21 protein-coding genes are annotated in these 22,970 nt (G+C 62.0%); 9 read left to right on the top strand and 12 right to left on the bottom strand.

Annotation, left to right across the window (positions count from 1 at the left end; all coding sequences use genetic code 11):
• Positions 1-113 precede the first annotated feature (113 nt).
• Positions 114-875, top strand: coding sequence for a DUF1223 domain-containing protein (locus FKM97_RS19650; RefSeq protein ID WP_170241019.1), 762 nt, complete (start codon positions 114-116; stop codon positions 873-875).
• Between the two features lie 15 nt (positions 876-890).
• Here the strand turns inward: FKM97_RS19650 and htpG are convergent, their stop codons facing one another.
• From htpG to argH, 6 genes are all read right to left on the bottom strand, one after another.
• Positions 891-2,825 (bottom strand): molecular chaperone HtpG, encoded by a 1,935-nt coding sequence (gene htpG, locus FKM97_RS19645; protein ID WP_144294130.1) that lies wholly within the window; start codon positions 2,823-2,825, stop codon positions 891-893.
• Between the two features lie 412 nt (positions 2,826-3,237).
• A complete protein-coding gene (locus tag FKM97_RS19640) occupies positions 3,238-4,059 on the bottom strand; it encodes a phosphotransferase (RefSeq protein WP_246105175.1) in 822 nt (273 codons plus the stop codon).
• A gap of 164 nt (positions 4,060-4,223) precedes the next feature.
• Entirely contained in the window at positions 4,224-5,099 is an 876-nt protein-coding gene (locus tag FKM97_RS19635) for a 3-hydroxybutyryl-CoA dehydrogenase (RefSeq protein WP_144294129.1), read from the bottom strand.
• Positions 5,100-5,199: 100 nt separating this feature from the next.
• Positions 5,200-6,141 carry an electron transfer flavoprotein subunit alpha/FixB family protein gene (locus FKM97_RS19630; protein ID WP_144294128.1) on the bottom strand — a complete coding sequence of 314 codons (942 nt, stop codon included), beginning with the start codon at positions 6,139-6,141 and terminating at the stop codon, positions 5,200-5,202.
• 2 nt (positions 6,142-6,143) lie between these two features.
• The gene (locus tag FKM97_RS19625; RefSeq protein ID WP_144294127.1) at positions 6,144-6,893 is read right to left on the bottom strand and encodes an electron transfer flavoprotein subunit beta/FixA family protein; all 750 of its coding nucleotides are present in this window, start codon (positions 6,891-6,893) and stop codon (positions 6,144-6,146) included.
• A 231-nt stretch (positions 6,894-7,124) separates the two neighbouring features.
• A complete protein-coding gene (gene argH, locus FKM97_RS19620; protein WP_144294126.1) occupies positions 7,125-8,504 on the bottom strand; it encodes an argininosuccinate lyase in 1,380 nt (459 codons plus the stop codon).
• 44 nt (positions 8,505-8,548) lie between these two features.
• Here argH and FKM97_RS19615 point away from each other — a divergent pair, with 44 nt between their 5' ends.
• A complete protein-coding gene (locus FKM97_RS19615) occupies positions 8,549-9,193 on the top strand; it encodes a TlpA disulfide reductase family protein (RefSeq protein WP_144294125.1) in 645 nt (214 codons plus the stop codon).
• Between the two features lie 94 nt (positions 9,194-9,287).
• Positions 9,288-9,683 (top strand): DUF2794 domain-containing protein, encoded by a 396-nt coding sequence (locus tag FKM97_RS19610; RefSeq protein ID WP_144294124.1) that lies wholly within the window; start codon positions 9,288-9,290, stop codon positions 9,681-9,683.
• Between the two features lie 93 nt (positions 9,684-9,776).
• Here the strand turns inward: FKM97_RS19610 and FKM97_RS19605 are convergent, their stop codons facing one another.
• The 3 genes from FKM97_RS19605 to FKM97_RS19595 all read right to left on the bottom strand — a co-directional run bounded on the left by FKM97_RS19605 (position 9,777) and on the right by FKM97_RS19595 (position 13,936).
• Positions 9,777-10,553 (bottom strand): Bax inhibitor-1/YccA family protein, encoded by a 777-nt coding sequence (locus FKM97_RS19605; protein WP_144294123.1) that lies wholly within the window; start codon positions 10,551-10,553, stop codon positions 9,777-9,779.
• Between the two features lie 111 nt (positions 10,554-10,664).
• Positions 10,665-13,256 (bottom strand): ABC transporter permease, encoded by a 2,592-nt coding sequence (locus FKM97_RS19600; RefSeq protein ID WP_144294122.1) that lies wholly within the window; start codon positions 13,254-13,256, stop codon positions 10,665-10,667.
• On the bottom strand, positions 13,253-13,936 hold the full coding sequence (locus FKM97_RS19595; protein WP_246105174.1) for an ABC transporter ATP-binding protein: 684 nt from the start codon (positions 13,934-13,936) through the stop codon (positions 13,253-13,255). Before FKM97_RS19595 ends, FKM97_RS19600 begins: the two co-directional genes overlap by 4 nt.
• A gap of 78 nt (positions 13,937-14,014) precedes the next feature.
• Here FKM97_RS19595 and FKM97_RS19590 point away from each other — a divergent pair, with 78 nt between their 5' ends.
• From FKM97_RS19590 to thpR, 3 genes are all read left to right on the top strand, one after another.
• Positions 14,015-14,641 (top strand): arylesterase, encoded by a 627-nt coding sequence (locus tag FKM97_RS19590; protein WP_144294121.1) that lies wholly within the window; start codon positions 14,015-14,017, stop codon positions 14,639-14,641.
• A gap of 83 nt (positions 14,642-14,724) precedes the next feature.
• The gene (locus FKM97_RS19585; protein ID WP_144294120.1) at positions 14,725-15,765 is read left to right on the top strand and encodes an aldo/keto reductase; all 1,041 of its coding nucleotides are present in this window, start codon (positions 14,725-14,727) and stop codon (positions 15,763-15,765) included.
• Between the two features lie 162 nt (positions 15,766-15,927).
• Entirely contained in the window at positions 15,928-16,500 is a 573-nt protein-coding gene (gene thpR / locus FKM97_RS19580) for an RNA 2',3'-cyclic phosphodiesterase (RefSeq protein ID WP_144294119.1), read from the top strand.
• On the opposite strand, the gene FKM97_RS19575 is transcribed toward thpR, so the two are convergent.
• Complete coding sequence (locus FKM97_RS19575) at positions 16,476-16,946, bottom strand: low molecular weight protein-tyrosine-phosphatase (RefSeq protein ID WP_144294118.1); 471 nt, start codon at positions 16,944-16,946, stop codon at positions 16,476-16,478. The genes thpR and FKM97_RS19575 overlap by 25 nt on opposite strands.
• Before the next feature lie 115 nt (positions 16,947-17,061).
• On the opposite strand from FKM97_RS19575, the gene FKM97_RS19570 reads away from it, so the two are divergent.
• The 3 genes from FKM97_RS19570 (at position 17,062) to FKM97_RS19560 (ending at position 21,793) form a co-directional block, all read left to right on the top strand.
• Positions 17,062-17,646, top strand: coding sequence for a cob(I)yrinic acid a,c-diamide adenosyltransferase (locus FKM97_RS19570; protein WP_144294117.1), 585 nt, complete (start codon positions 17,062-17,064; stop codon positions 17,644-17,646).
• Between the two features lie 265 nt (positions 17,647-17,911).
• Positions 17,912-19,186 (top strand): diaminopimelate decarboxylase, encoded by a 1,275-nt coding sequence (gene lysA, locus FKM97_RS19565; RefSeq protein WP_144294116.1) that lies wholly within the window; start codon positions 17,912-17,914, stop codon positions 19,184-19,186.
• Positions 19,187-19,279: 93 nt separating this feature from the next.
• Positions 19,280-21,793, top strand: a complete 2,514-nt coding sequence (locus FKM97_RS19560) for a TIGR02302 family protein (protein WP_144294115.1) — start codon at positions 19,280-19,282, stop codon at positions 21,791-21,793.
• Here FKM97_RS19560 and hpt read toward each other — a convergent pair.
• Together hpt and FKM97_RS19550 are read right to left on the bottom strand one after the other, a co-directional pair.
• Entirely contained in the window at positions 21,787-22,356 is a 570-nt protein-coding gene (gene hpt, locus FKM97_RS19555) for a hypoxanthine phosphoribosyltransferase (protein WP_144294114.1), read from the bottom strand. The two genes, FKM97_RS19560 and hpt, sit on opposite strands and share 7 nt — an antisense overlap.
• Complete coding sequence (locus tag FKM97_RS19550) at positions 22,353-22,943, bottom strand: FxLYD domain-containing protein (RefSeq protein ID WP_170241018.1); 591 nt, start codon at positions 22,941-22,943, stop codon at positions 22,353-22,355. Before FKM97_RS19550 ends, hpt begins: the two co-directional genes overlap by 4 nt.
• Positions 22,944-22,970 lie beyond the last annotated feature (27 nt).

The raw sequence follows: 22,970 nt of genomic DNA, 5'->3' as shown, positions 1-22,970 counted from the left end.
TGGGCCGGATGCTGATGGCTTCGCATCGCGCTCTCCAAAAACGTGATGCGGAGAAGGACCGTCTCACCCCATCGTTACTCGCCAGCTCCACGGACGAAAGCCTAGGTTGCCCCATGCTTTCAAACGCTGCAGACCGCTGGAAACGAGCCACTCTCACCGCTGCGGCGGTGGGATGGGTGCTCTTGGGTGCATCCGCCACTGCGGCCGCGGAGGAACGCGCTGTCGTCGAGCTTTTCACGAGCCAGGGATGCTCGGCGTGCCCGGCCGCCGACAACTTCATGAAGGATCTTGCAAAGCGCCCCGACGTGGTCGCCCTGACCTTCAATGTCGATTATTGGGATTATCTCGGTTGGAAGGACACGCTTGGCAATCCTGAAAACACCAAACGTCAGCGTGAATACGCCAAGCGCCGCGGCGACAAGGATGTTTATACCCCGCAGATGGTCATCGATGGCCTGGTCCATGTTGTCGGCAGCCGTCGCCACGAAGTCGATGCGTTGATTAAGAAGCGGCTCGCGGATGAAACGGAGCCGGAGGTGCCGCTGGTCGTCCGGAATAAGGGCCGTGAGCTCGAAATTTCGGTTGGAGTAGGCCCCGAGGGGAAACCCTTCGATGCGACGGTCTGGTTGATGATGATCCAGCCCGAAGCCCACGTCGCCATTACGAAGGGCGAGAACATTGACCGGGAAATCATCTACACGAATGTCGTGCGCAAGATGATCCCGGTCGGGATGTGGCACGGCTCGCCCATGTCGGTCACTTTGCCTGCGGCGGAACTCGTGAGCGAGGAGGCGCCAAATGGTGTCGTTCTTCTCCAGGAAGACGATGGCGGCCCGATCATTGCCGCCAGCGCCATTGTTGATCTTACGCCCTAACCGAGCCTTGCGAGCCTAGCCGAGGATCCGGGCCATCACCCCGCTGAGCCGCCGAGCGAAGGCGGCTGGATCTGGCACCGGTTCGCCTTCCAGGACATAGGCCTCATCCAGGAGCAACCAGGCCGCATCCGAGATCTCATCCGAGACGCCGTGCTCTTTGGCCCGCTTTGCCAGTCCGGTTACCATGGGATGCGTGGGATTGATCTCCAGGATCGGTTGGCTGTGCTTGGCTCCCGGCTTTTGCTTAGCGAGCAGCCGTTCCATGTTCCTGTCCATGCCCTGTACGTCGGCCACGAGGCAGACGGGCGATGATGTCAGGCGGTCGGAGAGGCGCACATCGCTCACGGCATCGCCCAGCGTTTGTTTCATGGCGGCGACGAGCGTGCCCAGAGCCGGCTTGTCTTGAGCATCGCTCTCCGTCGCCTCATCGCTTTTCTCCACCGGAATACCGGCGAGGTCGGCGGCGCCCTGTGTGACTGAGCGGAACGGCTTTCCATCGAAGCCCAGGGCCGTGCGCGTCCAGAAATTATCGACGGGGTCGGTGAGCAGCAGCACTTCGATGCCGCGCGCTTTGAACCCCTCGATTTGCGGCGCCGCGGCAGCCTTGGTCGCATCGTCTGCGGCCACATAATAGATGGCCGTCTGGTTGGTCTTCAGGGACCCGACATAGTCCTTCAAGGACCGCGTCTCCCCCTCCGGGGACGTCGTGGTCCGGAAGCGGGCGATCTCGAACAGCTCGTCCCGCCGTTCCATATCCTCATAGAGCCCTTCCTTGATCACCGCACCGAAGGCCGACCAGATCTTCCCATAGGTCTCGCTATTCTGTTCGGCAGTCTTCTTCAGCTCGGAGAGAACGCGCTTCGTCACTGCCTTGCGGATTTGCGCCACGAGCGGATTGTTCTGCAGCATTTCCCGAGACAGGTTGAGCGGCATGTCTTCGCTATCGATGACCCCCCGCACGAACCGGAGATAGCCGGGCAGGAATTCGGCATCGTCGGTGATGTAGACGCGCCTGACATAAAGCTTTTGGCGCCCTCTCCGCTCCGGATCGAACAGATCGAACGGTTGCTCTGATGGGACTGCCAGCAGCACCGTATATTCGTGCCGTCCCTCGGCCCGGTAGTGGATGATGAGTGCGGGATCACTGTAGATGCCTGCGATGGCACCGAAGAACTCCTTGTACTGCTCCTCTGTGATCTCGGATTTTGGGCGCATCCAGAGAGCGGCCGCGTTGTTGATCTGCCGCGGCTCCTCATCCTTTTGCTCGATCGTCGCGATTCTGATGGGAATGGCCACATGGTCGGAATAGGCCCGCACCACCTGCTCGATTTTCCAAGGCTCCAGGAAGTCCTTCGCATCCTCCTTCAGAGTCAGCCGGATCGAGGTGCCGCGCTTGGGAGCATCCTCGCCCGCGAACGGCTCCACGGTAAAAGTGCCCGTGCCGTCGGAGGACCACACCCAGGCCTCGTCCGATCCGGCTCGACGGGACGTGACGTCCACCCTGGCAGCAACCATGAAGGCCGCGTAGAACCCTACGCCGAACTGTCCGATGAGCTTCGGAGAGCCTTCCCCCTGGCCGAGCTTCTCCATGAAGGCATGCGTTCCGGACCGCGCAATGGTGCCGAGATTGTCCACCAGCTCGTCACGGCTCATTCCGATCCCGTTGTCGGAGACCGTCAACGTGCCGTTCGCCTTGTCGATAGCGAGCGTGATGCTGAGTTCGGGATCGTCGGCAAGCAGCTCGGGCCGTGACAACGCTTCATAGCGCAGCTTGTCGCAGGCATCGGCGGCGTTGGAAATCAGCTCCCGGAGAAACACGTCTCGGTCGGAATAGACCGAATGCACCATGAGGTGCAGCAGACGCGAGACCTCCGCCTGAAAGGAATGGGTCTCGCCGGATCCCTGGGCTTCGACGGTTGCTCCGCCGTCAGTTTCATTCGACGCACGCATCAATTCTCAATCCCCTGGAAATCATCGCAACACAGCGCCGATATCGGCGAGCTGAATTTCGAAATCAAGATGTCGGGAAGGGAAAGAGCTGGGCAGTCAGCCCGAGTCGATAACCGGGAAACCCGATCATCGACTCAGTCTGTTGCCCTTACTGACTGAACTCAAGGGAGATACTCGATGGTCCGGCTCCTTTGGGAGCATCGGGGGGGCTGGGGGGCTGAGATCTCCGACACCCTCGCCAGAACCGAACCACTAGAGGCAACGATGCCAATGTGCTTCTGCAATTCGGCTGCAGAAGGGCTGGTTCGTGGCAAAACAAAGATGCACAGTTTTAGGCGCATGGCCCGTCGAGACCAGCCTGTTTTTCCTTTACTTCCTGCCGAAACAGGACGTCCTGCAGTCGGAGTATTTTTTATGCCGACGCGTTGAGGACGCGCTCGAGGGTGCTTCTGTGCCGTGTGATCCAGCCGGCACTACGCGCGCGCCACGCAATTCCCCAGAGCCTCGGATTGACCGTCGCATCCCGAGTGACACGCGCTTCCGTAGCGATGTCGGCAGCGCAGAGCACCACGAAATCGCGAATGAGATCGATGAAGCCGATGCGCTCCCGTCGCGATAGGCCATAGCCATCGAGGAGCATGCACAACTGCCGCGCCCTCATCTCCACTGACGGAAAGCCATGCAACTCTGCGATGTCGTCATCCACGAGATGTGCATTGAGCCAGCAGGCTTGGCAAAGTTCAACGCGGGGATCGACGGGTCCCGCGACCTCCCAATCAATAAGGGCGACCGGCATCTGGTCGCGGCTGACGATGTTCCACGGGCCGGTGTCGCAATGACCGATGACAGAGGGGATGCCCAGCCTTCGTCCGAACCAGGATTGCCATTGGGGAGTATCGTCAGGCCTGAAGGAGGCCGTCGCCTCGTGCAACTCTCGGAGCATTCGTCCGAGCGCGGGCAGGGCATCGTCGTTCCAGGCTTTAGGGTGGACAAAGGTGCCTTCGACGAAGCTGAGCATCTCCCGTCCCGAAGGATCGAAGCCTCCAGAGACGACGCGCGGGGCATGATCGAAGCCCACGGCTTCCAGATGTCTCAGAAGGGCGATGACCGTTCTGGACCAGGGCGCCGCCTCTCGAAAAACGACGTCGCCGCGTCGAGTGACGATCGATCGTGATCCTCCCAAGAGGGGAACGTCACCATCCTCCATACCTCTCGACCTTTGCGCAACGGACACGGCATGCATCCGAACTGGCGGCAAAGATCGACGAGTGTGTGGCGGTGCTGTGTTATCCCGGCTCGCTTTTGCAAACGCGCGCGCCCGCCGAGAGGGCGGCCGGGTGGATACCGATCAATGATGTCGGCAATAATGATGCAAGGCGATCAAGCGCTACGGTCAAGCTAGCGGGTCGGAACCGGCTTCTCGCCCCGATAATCGTAGAATCCACGCTGTGTCTTCCGTCCCAGCCAGCCGGCCTCAACATACTTGACCAGCAGCGGGCAGGGGCGGTATTTCGAATCAGCGAGCCCCTCATAGAGCACCTGCATGATCGACAGGCAGGTATCGAGACCGATGAAGTCGGCCAGCTCCAGAGGTCCCATCGGATGATGCGCGCCAAGCTTCATGGCGCTGTCGATGGCCTCCACCGTGCCGACACCTTCATAAAGCGTGTAGACCGCCTCATTGATCATCGGCAGCAGGATTCGATTGACGATGAAGGCGGGAAAGTCCTCCGCCACCGCGATCGTCTTGCCGAGCGTCAGGGTGAACTGGCGGACGCTCGTGAACGTCGCGTCATCCGTGGCGATGCCGCGAATCAATTCGACCAGCTCCATCAGCGGGACGGGATTCATGAAGTGAATCCCCATGAATCGCTCGGGTCGATCCGTTGAGGCTGCGAGGCGGGTGATGGAGATGGATGAAGTATTGGTGGCGACGATCGTCTCCGGCCGGATCAATGGACAGAGTGCGGCGAAGATCTTGCGTTTGACCTGCTCGTCTTCGCTGGCCGATTCGATCACCAGATCGCAAACTTCGAGACTCTCGAGGTTCTCGGCGATGTGGATGCGGTCAAGAGCTTGTCGTCGTTGATCTTCGGTAATCTTGCCGTTGCGGGCCTGCCGGGCCATGTTCCCATTGATGGTGGCGAGTGCCGACTCGATATTCTCCCGCGACAAATCATTGAGGAAGACATCGTGACCAGCCAGCGCCGCGACATGGGCAATGCCATTGCCCATCTGGCCTGCGCCAATCACCCCAACCTTGCGGATTTCCATTATTCCCACCACGAACGGCCTTGAAGGGCCGCGAGACTAACGCATAAAACCTGTCGAAGGAAATGCGTGCGGCTCGCGACCGTCTGAATGTTGCTTAAGCTCAGTAGCCGGCCTTTGCCAGTTCCTGCTCGAGTTCAGGAATGGCGGAAAACAAATCGCCGACATAGCCGTAATCGGCCACTTGGAAGATGGGGGCCTCTTCGTCTTTGTTGATGGCGACGATGACCTTGCTGTCCTTCATCCCCGCCAGATGCTGAATCGCGCCGGAAATGCCCACCGCGATGTAGAGATCCGGTGACACGACCTTGCCGGTCTGGCCGACCTGATAATTGTTGGGCACGAAGCCCGCATCGACAGCCGCGCGAGAGGCGCCAACCGCCGCGCCGAGGCGGTCCGCCACTTTCTCCAGCATGTGGAAATTGTCGCCGGACTGCATCCCGCGACCACCCGAGATGACGATCTTCGCCGATGTGAGATCGGGCCGGTCGGATTTGGAGAGATTTTCCGAGACATAGCTGGACTGGCCCGCATCCGCCGGTGCGGCGACGGTCTCGATCGCAGCCGAACCGCCCGTGCCCGTGGCCTGGAAGGCCGAGGTGCGGACGGTGATGACGATCTTGGGGTCCGTGGCCTGTACGGTCTGGATGGCGTTGCCGGCATAGATCGGACGCTCGAAAGTGTCCTTGCCCTTGACGGCGATGATGTCCGAGACTTGCATGACGTCCAGCAGGGCGGCGATCCGCGGCATGTAGTTCTTGCCGTTGGATGTCGCCGGCGCGATCAGCACGTCGTAAGCGTCGGCCAGACCGACGACCAGCGTCGCCATGGCTTCCGCCAACGGACGCTCGAGGCCTGAATCCTCCACATGCAGGACTTTGGACACACCTTGGAGGCCAGCGGCTTCCTTGGCGGCGGCGTCCGCGCCCTTTCCTGCGACGAGCACATGCACTTCGCCGCCGATTTCGGTCGCGGCGGTCAGGGCCTTATGGGTCGCATCCTTCAGGGAGGCGTTGTCGTGTTCGGCAATCAGCAGAGTTGCCATGATCAGATCACTCCTGCTTCGTTCTTCAGCTTGCCGACGAGTTCGGCGATGGAACCGACCTTGACGCCACCCTGGCGCTTTGGCGGTTCGCCTGTGGTGATGACCTTCAGCCGCGGTGCGGTATCGACGCCGTAATCCGCAGGCGTCTTCTCGTCGATCGGCTTCTTCTTCGCCTTCATGATGTTGGGCAGCGACGCATAGCGCGGCTGGTTGAGACGCAGATCGGTCGTCGCGATGAAGGGTGCCTTCACCTTCAACGTCTGCAGGCCCCCGTCGATTTCCCGGGTGATCGTGGCTTCGCCGTCGCCCAGCTCGATCTTGGAGCAGAAGGTTGCCTGCGGCCAGTTCAGCAAGGCCGAGAGCATCTGTCCGGTCTGATTGGCATCGTCGTCGATGGCCTGCTTGCCCAGGATCACCAGGTCAGGCTTCTCCTCCGCACAGACGCCTTTGAGGATTTTCGCGACCGCCAGCGGCTCCAGGATGCCGTCATGCTTCACCAATATGCCGCGATCGGCACCCATGGCGAGCGCGGTGCGGATCGTCTCCTGCGCCTGTTGTGGGCCTATGGAGACGGCCACGATCTCGGTCGCCTTTCCGGCCTCCTTCAATCGCACGGCTTCCTCGACGGCGATTTCGTCGAACGGGTTCATAGACATCTTCACATTGGCGAGCTCGACGCCCGACCCGTCCGATTTCACCCGGATCTTGACGTTGTAGTCGACTACCCGTTTGACGGCGATCAGTACCTTCATCGTGTCCCAACTCCCTTGTCCAACACGGTCCCTCGTCTCGGCGGCCCGTTGAGCCTAGTTCCTCAAGATCCACGAACCGGTCAGGGTCTCACAAACCAGTAATATCCTGCGCGGGGCGCACGCTAGTGGGCAGTGCAACACTCGTCAACGAAATTGCCGATGAATACACGGCCATCTGCGACAGCATGTCGTCCCGAAGACGACCGGGACGCGCCTGCACACAGGACAAACTCAGCCCAACAGCTTCAGCCACCGTGCGGCTTCGGCGGCCACGTTTTCGGGAGCGGTACCCCCCAGGCTCCTGCGCGAGCGCACGGAAGCCTCGACCGTGAGGACCGAATAGACATCCTCGGTGATCCCGGCTTCGACAGCCTGCATCTCCCCGAGGTCGAGCCCGGCGAGGTCGACGCCTTTCGCTTCCGCTTTCGCCACCAGGGCGCCGGTGACATGATGGGCCGCCCGGAAAGGCAGGCCCAGCACCCGCACCAGCCAATCCGCCAGGTCGGTTGCCGTGGCAAAGCCGCTGTCGGCAGCCGCCCGCAACGCATCCCGATCCGGTTGCAGGTCCTCGACCATGCCCGTCGTTGCGGCGACGGTCAGCGACAGCGTGTCGAGCGCATCGAAGACCGGCTCCTTGTCCTCCTGCATGTCCTTGCCATAAGCGAGGGGCAGGCCCTTCATCATCACCATCAGCGTGACCAGCGCGCCGATCACCCGCCCGGCCTTTCCTCGCACCAGCTCCGCCGCATCCGGATTTCGCTTCTGCGGCATAATCGACGAGCCCGTGGTGAACCGGTCCGACAGCTTGATGAACCTGAACTGGGCCGATGTCCAAAGCACCAGTTCCTCGGCGAAGCGCGACAGGTGCACGGCGCAGATCGCCGCCGCTGCCATCGTCTCGATGGCGAAGTCCCGGGCGGAGACGGCATCCAGGGAATTCCGCATTGGCGACGCGAAGCCGAGCTCGCGCGACGTCATCTCTCGGTCGATGGGAAACGACGTCCCCGCCAACGCAGCGGCCCCCAGCGGATTTTCGTTCACCCGCTTCCGGGCGCCCGCGAATCTTTCCCTGTCCCGTCCCAGCATTTCGACATAGGCGAGGCAATGATGCCCAAAGGTGACGGGCTGCGCAGTCTGCAGATGAGTGAAGCCGGGCATGATCGCGTCCGCATGGGCCTTCGCCTGCCGCGCCAGCGCCCGCTGCAACCCTTTCAACTGCTCGTCGAGATGGTCGATGACGCCGCGCACATAGAGGCGCAGGTCTGTCGCGACCTGGTCGTTGCGGGACCGGGCAGTATGCAACCGGCCTGCCGTGGGACCGATGATCTCGGCGAGCCGCGATTCCACATTCATGTGGATGTCCTCGAGGCTGCGCGAGAATGTGAATTCTCCAGCCGCGATCTCCGATTGCACCTGCTCCAGTCCGCGCCTAATTTCCGCTGCGTCATCGGCGGAGATGATGCCGGTCGCCGCAAGCATCTTGCAGTGTGCCTTCGATCCGGCGATATCCTCTGCGAACAACCGCTTATCGAAGTCGATGGAGGTGTTCACCTCCTCCATGATCTCGCTGGGCGTCTCGGCGAAGCGTCCGCCCCACATTCGGTTGGTCAAAATATGCCTCTTGTCTTCAACGATCTGCTAGCGGGTTAGACATCATGAGCGATACGACGTCTGGCCGACGGGGCTCCCGCCTGATGGTAGTGCTGGGGCTCGTCGTGCTGGTGGCCCTGGCTGCAGCCCTTTACCTGATCATCACCGAACCGCGCAATGTCCAGAATGCGGGCACGGCAGCGGGTTCCGCGGTAATCCCGGCTGGCCTGGCCCACGGAGACATGGCGGCCTTCCTGATTCACAAGACGCCGCGGGAGCTCCCGCCGCTCAGCTTCACCGACGCGGAAGGCAAGCCCCTGAGCATGGCGGATTGGCAGGGCAAGACCGTTCTCCTCAATCTCTGGGCCACGTGGTGTGCGCCCTGCCGCGAGGAGATGCCGGCGCTGGCGGCTCTGCAAAAGAAGTACGGCGGTGAAAATTTCGAGGTCGTGGCCATCAGCATCGACCAGAAGGGCGCGCCGGTCGCCAAGGCTTTCCTCGATGAGATCGGTGTGAAGGACCTCGCGATTTACCTGGATAAGACCACCAAGACATTGGGCCTTCTCAAGGGTGTCGGACTTCCCACCACGGTGTTGATCGATCCCCAGGGGCAGGAGCTGGGGCGTCTGCTCGGACCCGCGGTGTGGGATTCCCCTGACGCCATTGCTCTGATCGAGGCCGCCCTCGCGCGTGATGCCAAGGGCTCCTGAGCTTTGCTCCGAAAACTTCTGGTGAGCCTTGTCAAGCGCCGCCGACTGGGCCATCATGTGACGATTGGATGAACCCGCCACACAGGGAGGGGCGATGAGCGACACTGAACCGATAGTTCAGTTTGGGGTGCGGACCACAGAAACGGCACCCCAGGCACGAAGCGGCAAGCACGCCTCTGCCCAAGCTCAAATGCCCACAGCCTTCGACCGACAAGAGCTCTCGGCCATCCTCACCGTATATGGCAGGCGAGTCGCGGAAGGCGTGTGGCGCGACTACGCAATTGATCACTCTCGCGACAAGGCGACTTTTTCGATCTTCCGGCGCACCAGCGAGGTGCCGCTCTATAGGATTGAGAAGCAGCCGACTCTGCGCAACAAGCAGGGCCTTTACGCCATCATCGCCCAGACGGGCGCGATTCTGCGTCGCGGCCACGATATCCGGCAGGTCCTGAAGGTTATCGATCGACAGCCCAAGCTTGTGAGCATTTGATCCGTTTCTGACAGCCGAGTTAAAAGGGGAGGCGTCAGCAGAAACCCCCGGGAGTGATCCCGGGGGTTTTTTGATCGTCCGATAGCTGCGAACTCAGTTCCGGTTTCCGAACAGGCGCAGCAGCATGAGGAACATGTTGATGAAGTCCAGATACAGCCTGAGAGCGCCCATGATGGCCTTGCGGCCGGCGACGTCCTGGCTGTCTCCAGAGAAGTACATTTCCTTGATCGACTGCGTGTCGTAGGCGGTCAGGCCGGCGAAGATCAGCACGCCGGCAACGGAGATCACCCATTCCATGCCGGAACTCTGCAGGAAGATGTTGACCACCGACGCGACGATGATGCCGATGAGGCCCATCATCAGGAATGATCCCCAGCCCGACAGATCGCGCTTGGTCGTGTAGCCCCACAGGCTCAAGCCGCCGAAGGAGATAGCGGTGATGAAGAACACGCGCGCGATCGAGGCCTGGGTATAGACCAGGAAGATCGATGCCAGCGAGATGCCCATGAGCAGCGAGAACACCCAGAACGACATCTGGGCTGCGGACACGCTCATCGAATTGACGCGAAAGCTGAGGAAGAACACCATCGCGAGGGGCGCCAGGATCACGACCCACTTCAACGGGCTGACGAAGATCGCATACCCGACATTGGTCAGCATCGTGGTGCCGATGCGGGCCACCGCTTCGCTCTCGACGCTGGTCACCGACAGGGCATAGACGATCATCGCGGCAACGCCGGTGATGGCCAGGCCGATCGCCATGTAGTTGTAGACGCGCAGCATATAGGCCCGCAGGCCTTCATCAACGGCATAGGCGGTACCGGCGACGCCGGTATTCCTCGCATATCCTCGATTGTTCAAGTCAGCCATAATGGTTCTCCACCCCTAACTTGCACCAGATATGGGCCAGTTTGACGGCCCGTACAAGCCGCGCCGCCGTGGCGCGCGCCTTAACATATAGCAATCTGCTGGAGAGGTTGATTATTCATTTCTAAGAATGGGCGATGCTTTAGCCCTCAAGGCGCTCCACGTGGTGATCAGACCTGCCGAAATCGTCAGGACCGTTGCGAGGAAGGCCGTCGTGAAGGCAACCTCCGGCACGAAGCTCCAATCGGTTTGCATGGCCAGTTGCACGATGGCGAGACTGGCGAGGGTCCCGGCGATCAGGGCGAAGAGCGCCGTCACCAGGCCCAGCAGGGCATACTCCAACGCATAGGCCGCAAGGAGTTGGTGCCGGCTCGCTCCGAAGGTCTTCAGCACGACGGCATCATAGATCCGCGTTCGCAGGCCCGTCGCCATCGCACCGGCCAGCACCAGGATTCCCACCAGCAACGTGACGGCGTTGGCACCGCGCACGGCGAGCAGCAATTGCGACATGAGCTCATTGACGGTGTCCAGAGCCTCTTTGACCCTCACCGCCGTGACATTGGTGAAGGCATCCGACATGGTCTTCAAGATCCGCGGCTCGTCCTCTGTCGATGCCTTCACGGTCACCAGGAAGGTGTGCGGTGCTCCCCTGAGTGCGTTGGGGGAGAACACCAGCACGAAATTCATCGACAATGAACGCCACTCGACCTGCCGCAGGCTCGCGATCTTCGCGGTGATCTCGCGGCCCAGCACGTTGACCGTGATGCTGTCGCCGACCGTGAGGCCAATGCCCTGTGCCGCCTCCTCCGCCATGGAAACCAGCGGCTCGCCCTCGTAATTCGGCGGCCACCATTCTCCTTGGGTGATCACGGCATTGGCGGGAGGCGTCTCCGAATAGGTGAGGCCCCGATCGCCGCGCAGCACCCAGGCCACCTCGGGATCCGCCTTCACCTCACGGGCCGGAACGCCGTTCACCGCACTTACTTGGCCCCGCAGCATGGGCACGCTTTGAACGTCATGCGCGCCTTTTTCCGCAGTCAGCATTTGCTCGAAGCGATCATGCTGGTCGGGTTGGATGTCGAGAAAGAAGAACGAGGGCGCTTGGCCGGGGACGTTCCGCTGCAGCTCGCGTGTTAAATTGTCGTCCACCATGGCGAGTGTCACGAACAGGGAGAGCCCCAGCCCGAGCGACAGCACGACGGAGACGGTGGGTGCTGCCGGCCGATGCAGGTTGGAGATCGCCAGCCGGAGGATCGGACCCCGTCGGAACGGGATCCGCGCCGAGGCCCACATGAGTGCCCGACCCATGCCCACGAGGATGACGAAGGCCACTGCCAGCCCGACCGCATACCAAAGTGTCAGCATGCGATCAGGAAAGGTCAGCAGCGCAAGCCCGATCAGGAGCACCAGCACGATGACTGTCGCGATGATGTAACCAATCCGGGGGATCGACCGGGACGGGCTGATCGCATCGCGGAAGAGGGCCTGCGCCGGAAGATCCCGGGCGCGCCCAAGCGGCCAGATGGCGAAGGCCAGCGTCACCAGGACCCCGAAGGTCGCCGCGGCCAGGAGCGGCATCGGATAGAACTGAGCCTCCAGCGGCAGCGGCAGGATGTCCTGCAGGGTGCTCTGCAGCACGAATGGAACGATGGCTCCGATACTCACCCCGATCATGATCCCCAGGGCCGCGAGGATCAGGACTTGGATGAGATAGATCTGGAATATCGCACGGCCCGGGGCACCGAGGCATTTGAGGATGGCGATGTTGCGTCGTCGCCCGTCCAGGAAATTGGTAACCGCATTGGCGATGCCCACGCCGCCCACGAACAAGGCGGTGAGGCCGACCAGCGACAGGAACAGCGTCAGCCGGTCGATGAAGCGCTGGACCCCCGGCGCTGCGTTCTGCCGCGATTTGATCCGCCATCCGGCATCGGGGAATGTCTCACGGACCTCGTTCAGAAAGCTCCCCAGGGCCGCATCGTCGTTGGGGGCGTTCAGCTTGATCCGATAGGCGCGTGTAATCAGGCTGCCGGGCTGGACTAACCCACTGGCCAACAGCGCCTCTCGCGTCATGAACAGCCGCGGGCCGAACATCAATCCATCGGACAGGCGGTCTGGCTCATTCACCACCGGTGCACGCACCTGCAGCTGCAGGCTACCGATCTGGATCAGGTCGCCTTCCTTCGCACCGATTCGGGTGAGGAGGATCGGGTCCGCCACGGCGCCCCAATGGCCGTCCTTGAAGGCCAGGGCGTCGTCGAAGCCGGCATCATTCGCCAGTCGCACCTCCCCGAACAGGGGATAGGCATCGTCGACCGCCTTCGCCTCGACCAGCGTGCGACCGTCGCCGTTCACCGCTCTGGCCATAGCCCTGAGGGTGAAAAGCTCACTGACTTGTCCGCGGCTCCTGAGCAGTGCTTGTTCAGGCGCTCCGGCTTCCCGGTGGACCAGGGTGAATTCTGCGTCGCCCCCCAGGATCGTCTGCCCGCGCTCGGCGAGGCCGCCCTCGATGGCGGTTGAGACGGACTGCACGCTCGCCAGTGCGGCGACCCCCAGGATCAGGCAGGACAAGAAGATCCAGAACCCCTGCAGTCCTGATCGCAATTCGCGCATGGCGACGCGGACGCTTGTTCCGAAGGCATGCGAGCCAGTGGGCCTGCTCGTCGCTTCATTCGCCCGCAACGCACCCGTTTCGGAGATGGTCATGCCGGCTCGCTGGCGAGGCTGTTATGACGCTCCTGCTGGATCCGCCCATCTGCCATGTGGATCACCCGCGAACAGCGGTTTGCGAGGGAAGGGTCATGCGTGACCAAGACCAGCGTTGCGTTCTCCTCCCGTTGCAGACCGAAGAGCAGGTCGACGATCTGTGCACCGGTTTCCTGGTCGAGATTGCCCGTGGGCTCGTCCGCCAGAAGGATCCTGGCGCCGGCCGCGAGAGCTCGCGCGATCGCCACCCGCTGCTGTTCCCCGCCGGACAGTTGGCCCGGGTAGTGATCCAGCCGATGCCCGAGCCGCACCCTCTCCAGCTGCGTCCGCGCCCTGGCGAAGGCATTGCGCGCCCCCTTGAATTCCAGGGGGACAGCCACATTCTCCAAGGCGGTCATGGTGGGGATTAGATGGAAGGCCTGGAACACGATGCCGACATTGTCGCGGCGGAACGCGGCGAGATCATCTTCCTTCAGGACGGTGAGATCGTTTGTCGCGATGGTGACCGCACCGGAGGTCACTGCCTCCAAACCCGCCATCACCATGAGCAGTGTCGTCTTGCCGGAGCCGGAGGGGCCCACGAGCCCCATCGCCTCGCCGGCGTTGACGTTGAGGTCCACGCCCCTCAGGATCTCGACCGGCCCGGCGCGGCTGGGCAGCGTCAAGCGAACGTCGGACATGTCGATCATGGGCTGGGGCAAGGGCGGACACGCCTTCGAATTTGAGGATTTTGATAACTTTCGGCATATGGATAGGTGATGCGGCAAATCAAGACGGTGTTACTCCTCATGGGCCTCATCCTGTTCGCGGGTGCTGCAAAGGCCGAGACGATCAGGCTCGTCGCGCTGGGCGACAGCCTGTCCGCCGGCTACGAGCTGGCTCCCGGCGAAAGTTTTCCCGCACAGTTGGAGGCGGCTCTCAAGGCGTCCGGTCGTGATGTCGCGGTCGCCAATGCCGGAGTGTCTGGCGATACGGCCTCCGGGGGATTGTCGCGGCTGGATTGGGCCGTACCCGAAGGCACACAGGGTGTGATCTTGGAACTCGGCGCCAACGATGCCCTTCGCGGTGTAGACCCCAGCATCACGGAACGTGCCCTCGACCAGATCCTCGCTGCCTTGGCTGAGCGCGACATTCCGGTCTTGCTGGCAGGCATGATCGCACCGCCCAACATGGGGCCTGACTACGCGGAGGCTTTCAACCCGATCTATGCCCGTCTCGCCGCGAAGCATGACGCGATCCTCTACCCCTTCTTCCTCGAGGACATAGCGGCGGACGATGCCCTGAACTTGCCCGATGGCATGCATCCCAACGCCGAAGGGGTCGCCATGATCGTGAAGAACATTATGCCCAAGGTCGAAGCGCTCCTGGCAAGGATCTCGAAGTAGCGAGCCCGCCCCGCGGCCATGGTGCTGGACAGGCTTGTGTCGCTCGGGTAACGGCTGAAGACGAGTCGTTGAGGGGGGAATGCGTGCGTTACCGCAAGCTCGGTCGGACCGGCCTGGACGTCAGCCTTGTCTGCCTGGGAACCATGACCTGGGGCGAGCAGAACTCTGAGGCGGAAGCCCACGTCCAGATGGATTGTGCCGTCGACAAGGGCGTGAATTTCTTCGACACCGCCGAGCTTTACTCAATTCCTCCGAAGCCGGAGACCCAGGGCAGCACGGAACGTCACATCGGGACCTGGTTCCGGGCCCGTGGCCTCCGCCATAAGGTGATCCTGGCGACCAAGATTGTCGGCCGCACCGATCGCACCTACTTCCGCAATGGTGATGTCCCGGCTCGGCTGACGCCAAACCAGATCTTCGAGGCGTGCGACAAGAGCCTGGCTCGTTTACAGACGGACTACATCGATCTCTATCAGCTCCATTGGCCCGATCGCATCGTCTCCATCTTCGGCGAGCGTCGCACCGTGGACTTCGAGAAGGACGAAGTGCCGATCCAGGAGCAGCTGGGCGCTCTCGCCAGATTAGTGGAAAAGGGCAAGGTGCGGCATGTCGGTCTTTCCAACGAGACCCCATGGGGCGTCATGCGCTTTCTGTCTGCCTCGGAGTCCAAGACGCTTCCCCGGGTGCAGTCGATCCAGAATGCCTATTCCCTCGTGAACCGCACCTTTGAGGACGGCTTGGCTGAGATCGCATTGCGCGAGCAGGTCGGCCTTCTGGCTTATTCCACCTTGGCCCAGGGCTATCTCACCGGAAAATATCTGAACGGCGCCCTGCCGCCCGGGAGTCGGAAGGCTCTCTTCAATCGGCTTCAGCGTTATGAAGGCCCCGGGAGTCAGGAAGCGATCCAGGCCTATGTCGATCTCGCCAGGCGCTATGGCCTTGACCCCGCGCGGATGGCGACCGCCTTCGTTGCTCGTCAATCATTTGTGACCTCCGTGATTGTGGGTGCCACCAACCTGCAGCAGCTTGAGACCGACATGGCCGCAGCCGACCTCGTCCTGGACGCCGAACTGATCGAGGAGATCGATGCGATCCACGCGATTCGCAAGAATCCCTGTCCTTGATCTCCAGAGTCTAAGGATCCTGTTCGGAATTGCTGTTGCATCAAAGCTCTGGAACGGAGCGGTCGTGCGCCCGTTGTTCAGCTGATGTTGCATCGCCGACGAATCCGTATAGCGTGGACATCGTGGCCCTGTGTATTCGGCTGATGACCAGGAGGTGCGATTATGCCTCGTCTCTTCACCGGCCTCGAAATTCCAGCAGACATTTGCGACGAACTTGAACTCATGCGCGGTGGCGTATGGGGCGCACGCTGGATCGAGCGCGAGTCCTTTCACATAACCCTTCGCTTTGTTGGCGATATCTCCGAAGGCCAGGCGCGCGAGCTCGTCGAAGCCCTCGATGACGTGGACGCCCCGGCCTTCTCGTTGAAGCTCAAAGGCGTCGGGAGCTTTGGTGGGGCCAAACCCCGCTCGATTTGGGCGGGCGTGGATGGGGATGAAACCCTTCGGCGGCTTCAGTCCTCCCATGAGCGTGTCTGTCAATTAGTGGGCCTCAGATCCGAAGCCCGCAAATACACGCCGCACGTGACCCTGGCGCGCCTGAAGGAAGCCGACGTTGGCAACGTCAATGAATTCGTGGCCTCCCACAGTCTGTTTGAGAGCCGCGAATTCGACGTGAACGAGTTCGTCCTCTTCTCCTCGCGGCCCTCTCGCGGGGGCGGCCCCTATGCCGTGGAGGAGATCTATCCACTGAAGGACTATTCTGAGGAATATTACGCTCTGAGCGACTTCAGATAGGAGGTCAGTCCCCGGACCCCGTCCTCGATCAGGTCCAGCGCGAGCTCGAAATCCGAATCGTCGCCGAAATAGGGCGTCGGGATCTCTTGTTCCGTGGTCGTCTCCGCGAAATCGAGGAGCAGCCGGATCTTCGTGACCGTCTGCGCGTCGGCCATTTTGGTCAGGGTGGCGTGCACGTCTTCGTCCAGGGCCAGGATCATGTCGCTGAGGATGAAGTCGTTCTTCTCGATCAGCCGTGAGCGGTGTCCGCTGATGTCGATGCCGCGACCGAGCCCAGCCTCCAGCGCCCGCGGATCGGGACCCTCGTCCAGATGCCATGACCCCGTCGCAGCCGAATCGACCTCCAACGCGTCAAGGCCCGCGGCGGCGGCTTCCAGCCTCATGGTCTCCGCTGCCAGCGGAGAACGGCAGATATTTCCGAGACAGACGAATAGCAGCTTCTGCATGGTGAACTGAGCCTGCGTGGGAGCCCGATCCTAGACCATTTCCTGCCTCCGCGAAATCTCTGGTCCTTGACCAGACCTCATCCCATGCCCAGAACAGGCTGAAGCGGAGGATTTCATGGTCGTACTCAACAAGATCTACACGCGCACCGGCGATGATGGCTCTACGGCTCTGTCCACCGGTGAGCGCCTGCCAAAGTCCCATATCCGTATTGAAAGCTACGGAACGGTCGACGAAACCAATGCCACCATCGGGGTCGCGCGCCAGTATCTTCGGTCGCCTGAATTCGCGATCTTGGACAAGATGCTGGTCCGCATCCAGAACGATCTCTTCGATCTCGGTGCCGATCTCTGCACGCCGGACCGCGGCGAGGAACTCGGCTACGAACCCTTGCGCATCATACCCTCCCAGGTGGATCGGCTGGAACGGGAGATCGATGAACTGAATGCTGAACTCGCGCCTCTGCGCTCCTTCGTTCTGCCGGCGGGACACCCTGCTGCAGCGGCATTGCACGTCTGTCGTACCGTGAGCCGTCGCGCCGAGCGTTTGATGGTGCGGCTGCGCAACCTGGACGACGAGCCCGTGGGTGAGCCCGCAATGCGCTATATGAACCGCCTGTCCGATTTCTTCTTCGTCGCCAGCCGCTGGGTGAATGCGAAGGGAGAAGGTGACGTGCTCTGGACGCCCGGAGCCAATCGTTGAGTTGGAAAACCGCCTCTTGGCGTTTCTCTGCCCGATGGAGTAGAAAGAAAGGGCAGGGGAGTGGGTCCCCTGCAATGCCGAATGAGGTTGAGCCTTGCGGCCGACGATGATGATCGCAGCATTGATCCTGGCCGCCTCCGCCTTGAGTGCCTGCGGCGTGCGGGGCCCGGTTGAAGCGCCCCCTGGTTCTGAGGAGCGCGATCGGGATAAACCGGTTCTCCTCGATCCCCTCATTATCCCGAAACCTTAGCTCGGTCGCTTATCCATGCATTTCTTCGAGTATCGTGACGGCATCATGCATGCCGAAGATGTAGACCTGCGCACCATCGCGGCTGAGGTCGGAACGCCCTTCTACTGTTATTCCCGCGCCACTCTGGAGCGGCATTACCGCGTGTTCGACGAGGCGTTTGCCGGTGTCGAGCACATGATCTGCTACTCGCCCAAGGCCAATTCGAATCTGGCCGTCATGCGCACGCTGGCAGAACTCGGCGCTGGCATGGACGTGGTCTCCGAAGGCGAGCTTCGCCGGGCCCGTCGCGCCGGCGTCCCTGCCTCCCGGATCGTCTTCTCCGGGGTCGGCAAGACCGATCGCGAGATCTCCTATGCCCTGGATGAGGACATTCATTGCTTCAATGTCGAGTCCGTCCCGGAACTTGAGGTCCTGAGTCAGATTGCGGCGTCGAAAGGCAAGACGGCGCGCATCTCTCTGCGCATCAACCCCGATGTCGACGCGCAGACCCACCAGAAGATCTCCACGGGCAAAGCCGAGAATAAGTTTGGCATCTCCTGGGCGGATGCGGAATCGATCTACGACCGCGCGCGAAACATGCCGGGCCTCCGGATCATCGGTGTGGATATGCACATCGGCAGCCAGATCACGTCGCTCGAACCTTTCGAGAAGGCCTGCATCCTGATCGGCAGCCTGGTGGAGCGGTTGCGCGCCGCGGGTCATGACCTACACCATATCGATCTAGGAGGCGGCCTGGGGATCCCCTACCGCGACAGCGATCCCGTGCCGCCTCTGCCGGCGGCCTACGCCGAAATGGCCAAGCGCACCCTGGGCCATCTCGGTTGCAAGTTCATACTGGAGCCGGGCCGGTTGATCGCGGGCAATGCCGGCATCATGGTCACCCGGGTGATTTACGTGAAGCGCGGAGACGCCAAGACCTTCGTGATTGCCGACGGCGCGATGAACGACTTGATCCGGCCGACCCTTTACGAGGCCTTCCACGAAATTCGTCCTGTGGTCGCAGAAGATCGCGGTGAGGGCATGCTTGCCGATCTTGTGGGCCCCATCTGCGAGAGCGGAGACTTCCTCGCTCAGGACCGCATTCTGCCGCAGGTCGAGCGCGGCGACCTCCTGGCCGTGATGACGGCCGGAGCTTATGGAGCCGTTCAATCCGGAACCTACAACACCCGCCCGCTGGTCCCGGAGGTCCTGGTCAGTGGCGATCGCTTTGCACTGGTGCGGCGGCGCCCTACATATGACGAGATGATCGACCTCGATAGCTTCGCGGATTGGCAGCGGCTTTCGGACTGACTGTTGCACCGGAGCTACGCATCGCGAGGACGTGATGCTCTATGGTCGCGATCGCCAAAGACTTGCCAAGGGCCTGTGTTAAAGTAGCGGGAAATGATCGATCGTTCGGACCAGGAACTTAGCCGCAAGACGGCACGGGCGAAGTCCGTATTGTTCTTTGAGGCGCTGTGGAGCGCGGTATTTCCCGCTTTGGCTCTCGGCGGCCTGTTTGTTCTCGCATCCCTCGTCGGCCTGTTTGGCATCTTGCCCCCCGCCTGGCACATCGCGGTGCTGGTGCTTTTCGTCCTTGCCCTGGGGTGGTCGCTCCGTCCTATAGCGTCGCTCCGTTGGCCCTCGCAGGAGGATGCCCTTCGCCATTTGGAGCGCCGCTCCGGCCAGGCGCATCGCCCCGCGACCTCCTACAGCGACACTCTTTCCGACGAGCCCTCCAACTCCGCGAGCTTGGCTCTTTGGCATGCGCATAAGCTGAACCTTCGCCGCCGGATCGCCGCCTTGCGCACCGGCTGGCCACAGTCGCATGTCCATAGGCGTGATCCGATAGCGTTGCGCAGCGCGCTCCTTTTGTCGCTGCTGGCTGCGATCGTGCTCACCGGCGACAATTGGCGCGGCCAGCTGAAGCAGGCCGTGACCATTCACAAGGCCGATCCGACCATCGTCACGTCGCTGGATGCATGGATAACACCGCCGCGTTATACAGGGAGGCCCCCGGTGTTCTTGGCGGGCAACGCCTCCGAGCTGGCCAAGGCTGCGACTGGTACGTCGCCCGAGATCATCGTCCCTCAGGACAGTGAACTGGTTCTCCGCTTCAACAATGCCGAGGATCCTAAGATCCGGCTCGTTGCCGAGGCGGAAGGATCCGAGCCCAAGGAGACATCCGTCCCCCAGATCGCCCAGTCTGTTCATGAGCTGAAGGCGAAGCTGACCGGCCCCGTGACACTTCAGGTCGAAGACGCCAACGGCTCTTATGGCAGCTGGCCCATCAAGATCATTCCCGACAATCCGCCGACTGTGGAGATCGTCGCCGGCCCGGGCGTCGAACCCTCGGGTGCCTTGTCCTTCCAATATGAGGCCGCTGACGACTACGCTGTGACCCGCCTGAGAACGCGCTTCGAGCTGTCTGACATGCAGAATGGCAAGGAAGGCCTCGAGGCACCTGGCCTGCTGATGTTTGAATCCCCGGATTTCGACGTCGTCATGCAGGGCTCCAAGCCGCGCCAGGCCAAGGGCAAGGAACAGCGGGATCTGACGGCGCATCCCTGGGCCGGTGCCAATGTCGACATGTGGCTGGAGGCGGTGGATGAGCGCGGCCAGATCGGCCGCAGCAAGACCGTCACCATCATTCTGCCGGAGCGCCCCTTCACCAAACCTCTGGCGCAGGCCTTGGTCGAGCAGCGACGGGAATTGCTGCAGGATCCTGATCAGCAGACCATCGTCGCGCGCACGCTTGAAGCGCTCACCATCTATCCGGACGATCTGATCGAGACCAGTGGCGTCTATCTCGGCATCCGCACCGCTTACCAGCGCCTCCTGCATGCTCAGGATCGCGAACAGATGGCGGAGGTCACCGACCTCCTTTGGGAGATCGCCCTGGCCGTTGAGGATGGTGATCTGTCTTTGGCCGAGCGCGAGCTTCAGGCGTTGCAGCGCGAGCTGCAGCAGGCACTCGCGGAGAACGCTCCGGACGCCAAGATCCAGGAACTCATGCAGAAGCTGCGTGAGGCGATGAACCGCTACTTGCAGGCTCTGATGGAGCAGGCCCGCCGCAACATGCAGAACGGCCAGATGCAACCCGCCGATCCCAACATGCAGATGGTCCAACCTCAGGATCTGCAGCGCATGATGGACATGATCGAGCGTCTTGCGAAGACCGGGGCCCGCGATGCCGCTCAGCAGCTCCTGGCTGAACTCAACAACATTCTCCAGGGTCTGCGTCCGATGATGGGGCAGCAGAATCAGCAGGGCTCTCCGATGGGTCAGGCGCTCCGTCAGCTCGGAGAAATGATGGGTCGTCAGCAGCAGCTCATGGATCAGACCCACCGCATGCCCGGTCAGCAGGGGCAACAGGGGGAGCAGGGCCAGCAGGGGCAACAAGGTCAGCAGGGCCAACAAGGTCAGCAGGGGCAGGGCGGGCTCAGTGACCGGCAGGGGTCGTTGGGTCAGATGCTGCAGCAGCTGTTGGACCAGATGGGCCAGCAGGGAATGCGTGCGCCGGGAGCCCTGGGCAAGGCCCAGGAGGCCATGCGCGGAGCCGCCGAGGCCTTGGGCCGCGGCGATCGGGAAGGAGCGCTGCAGCAGCAGGGCGAGGCCCTCGATCAGATGCGCCAGGGTGCCGAGGCCATGGCCCAGCAGATGCAGCAGGGTCAGGGCCAGGCCGGCAATCAGGGTCCCGATGGACGCGGTCGCACCGGCCAGAACATCGATCCCCTGGGCAGGCCCGGGCCGACGAACGGCGAGCAGTTCGGTGAGAATCGCAACGTGGTGCCGGACGAATTAAGGGTCATGCGTGCCCAGGACGTCCTTCGCATCTTGCGGGAACGCCTGAATGACCCGGCCAGGCCAAGGCCTGAGCTGGACTATTTCGAGCGGCTGTTGCGCGGCATCTATTGATCCGGCGAGGTGGGGGCCGGGTCCCGGAGAACGCCCACGAAGGGAAGTTCTCGAAAATGATGCGCCATGTCCATGCCATAGCCGATGACGAAGCAGTCCGGACAGTTGAAGCCGACGGCGTCTGCGTCGATGGCGACCGCCCTGTGCATGGGTTTCTCCAGCAACACGGCGGTGCGAACTTCCTCTGCGCCTCGGGCCATGATCAGGTCCTTGGCAAAGGCGAGCGTTCGCCCTGACTCCAGTATGTCGTCGACGAGGAGAATGCCCCGGCCGCTCACATCGGTCTCGATGTCTCGCAGGATGTTGACGGCCCCGGAAGACACGGTGTTGGTCCGGTAGCTCGAGAGCATGAGAAAGTCGACCTCCGGCCGCAGTCCGGCTTTGTGCATCGCGCGGATGAGGTCCGCGGCGAACATGAAACTGCCCTTCAATATCGGCACGACCAGCAGTCGTGTGAGGTCCATGCCGGCGATCTCGGCGGCGAGCGAGTCGATGCGCTCCGCGATGGTCGCTTCGTCGTAGAGGACGTCGATGTGGTGAGGACCGATGGTGATGCTTGTCATGGTGAAACAGATGCCGTGATTTCATCGCTTCGCACAAAGCGAATCTCGACGGCCTCCGCTTTTTCCGGAGGGGCCGGCACGCGGGTTTCGAAACTGAGTGCTTCGTGAGCTGCCACGGGGCTCTCCGCCATCACGATCGACCAGGCGTAGATCTCCTGCTCGGCATCGTCCAGCAGGACGAGCTGCAGCTTGGGAACGGCCCGTTGTCGGCCGGATACGTTATTGACGACGCCTGAGATGACCAGCACCGGCTCGCCCTCTGCATACTCCAGTCGGGGCACGACGTGATCGATGGTGAATCCGGCGAGGTTCACCTTCACCCCCACCTGTGCATAGAGCTTCGCGGCCGCTGGAAACGCCATGACGATCTGCTGCGGCCAGAGCCCGATGGCGATGCCCAGCATTGCGACCATGGCGCCCAGGCTGAGCCACTGCCAACGGTCCCGCCGTCCTCCGGCGTGCTGGTGGAGCGGAGCTCTCCGCGGCTGTGTCTTTTCTCGTGAGCGCTGTTTTGCCTGCTCGATCAAATTCAGTTTTGCCTCGAGGCCTTCGGAGACGTCGTCGGGGGTTCGGGGCAGCAGCCACATATGGCCGCAGCTCGGGCAGGAAATAGC

Source organism: Rhodoligotrophos appendicifer (assembly GCF_007474605.1).
Classification (GTDB): domain Bacteria; phylum Pseudomonadota; class Alphaproteobacteria; order Rhizobiales; family Im1; genus Rhodoligotrophos; species Rhodoligotrophos appendicifer.
Note: the sequence above shows the minus strand (reverse complement) of the source record. Positions and strands in the feature narration are given on the sequence as shown.

Excerpts from the sequence above, each read along its gene's own strand:
- FKM97_RS19610 (WP_144294124.1), top strand. The coding sequence starts at position 9,288 with ATGAGCGACACTGAACCGATAGTTCAGTTTGGGGTGCGGACCACAGAA.
- FKM97_RS19605 (WP_144294123.1), bottom strand. The coding sequence starts at position 10,553 with ATGGCTGACTTGAACAATCGAGGATATGCGAGGAATACCGGCGTCGCC.
- lysA (WP_144294116.1), top strand. The coding sequence starts at position 17,912 with ATGCATTTCTTCGAGTATCGTGACGGCATCATGCATGCCGAAGATGTA.
- thpR (WP_144294119.1), top strand. The coding sequence starts at position 15,928 with ATGCCTCGTCTCTTCACCGGCCTCGAAATTCCAGCAGACATTTGCGAC.
- FKM97_RS19635 (WP_144294129.1), bottom strand. The coding sequence starts at position 5,099 with ATGGAAATCCGCAAGGTTGGGGTGATTGGCGCAGGCCAGATGGGCAAT.
- FKM97_RS19550 (WP_170241018.1), bottom strand. The coding sequence starts at position 22,943 with ATGTGGCTGCTGCCCCGAACCCCCGACGACGTCTCCGAAGGCCTCGAG.
- FKM97_RS19600 (WP_144294122.1), bottom strand. The coding sequence starts at position 13,256 with ATGACCATCTCCGAAACGGGTGCGTTGCGGGCGAATGAAGCGACGAGC.
- FKM97_RS19590 (WP_144294121.1), top strand. The coding sequence starts at position 14,015 with ATGCGGCAAATCAAGACGGTGTTACTCCTCATGGGCCTCATCCTGTTC.
- FKM97_RS19560 (WP_144294115.1), top strand. The coding sequence starts at position 19,280 with ATGATCGATCGTTCGGACCAGGAACTTAGCCGCAAGACGGCACGGGCG.
- FKM97_RS19625 (WP_144294127.1), bottom strand. The coding sequence starts at position 6,893 with ATGAAGGTACTGATCGCCGTCAAACGGGTAGTCGACTACAACGTCAAG.
- FKM97_RS19595 (WP_246105174.1), bottom strand. The coding sequence starts at position 13,936 with ATGTCCGACGTTCGCTTGACGCTGCCCAGCCGCGCCGGGCCGGTCGAG.
- FKM97_RS19575 (WP_144294118.1), bottom strand. The coding sequence starts at position 16,946 with ATGCAGAAGCTGCTATTCGTCTGTCTCGGAAATATCTGCCGTTCTCCG.
- hpt (WP_144294114.1), bottom strand. The coding sequence starts at position 22,356 with ATGACAAGCATCACCATCGGTCCTCACCACATCGACGTCCTCTACGAC.
- FKM97_RS19570 (WP_144294117.1), top strand. The coding sequence starts at position 17,062 with ATGGTCGTACTCAACAAGATCTACACGCGCACCGGCGATGATGGCTCT.
- FKM97_RS19630 (WP_144294128.1), bottom strand. The coding sequence starts at position 6,141 with ATGGCAACTCTGCTGATTGCCGAACACGACAACGCCTCCCTGAAGGAT.
- FKM97_RS19615 (WP_144294125.1), top strand. The coding sequence starts at position 8,549 with ATGAGCGATACGACGTCTGGCCGACGGGGCTCCCGCCTGATGGTAGTG.
- FKM97_RS19650 (WP_170241019.1), top strand. The coding sequence starts at position 114 with ATGCTTTCAAACGCTGCAGACCGCTGGAAACGAGCCACTCTCACCGCT.
- htpG (WP_144294130.1), bottom strand. The coding sequence starts at position 2,825 with ATGCGTGCGTCGAATGAAACTGACGGCGGAGCAACCGTCGAAGCCCAG.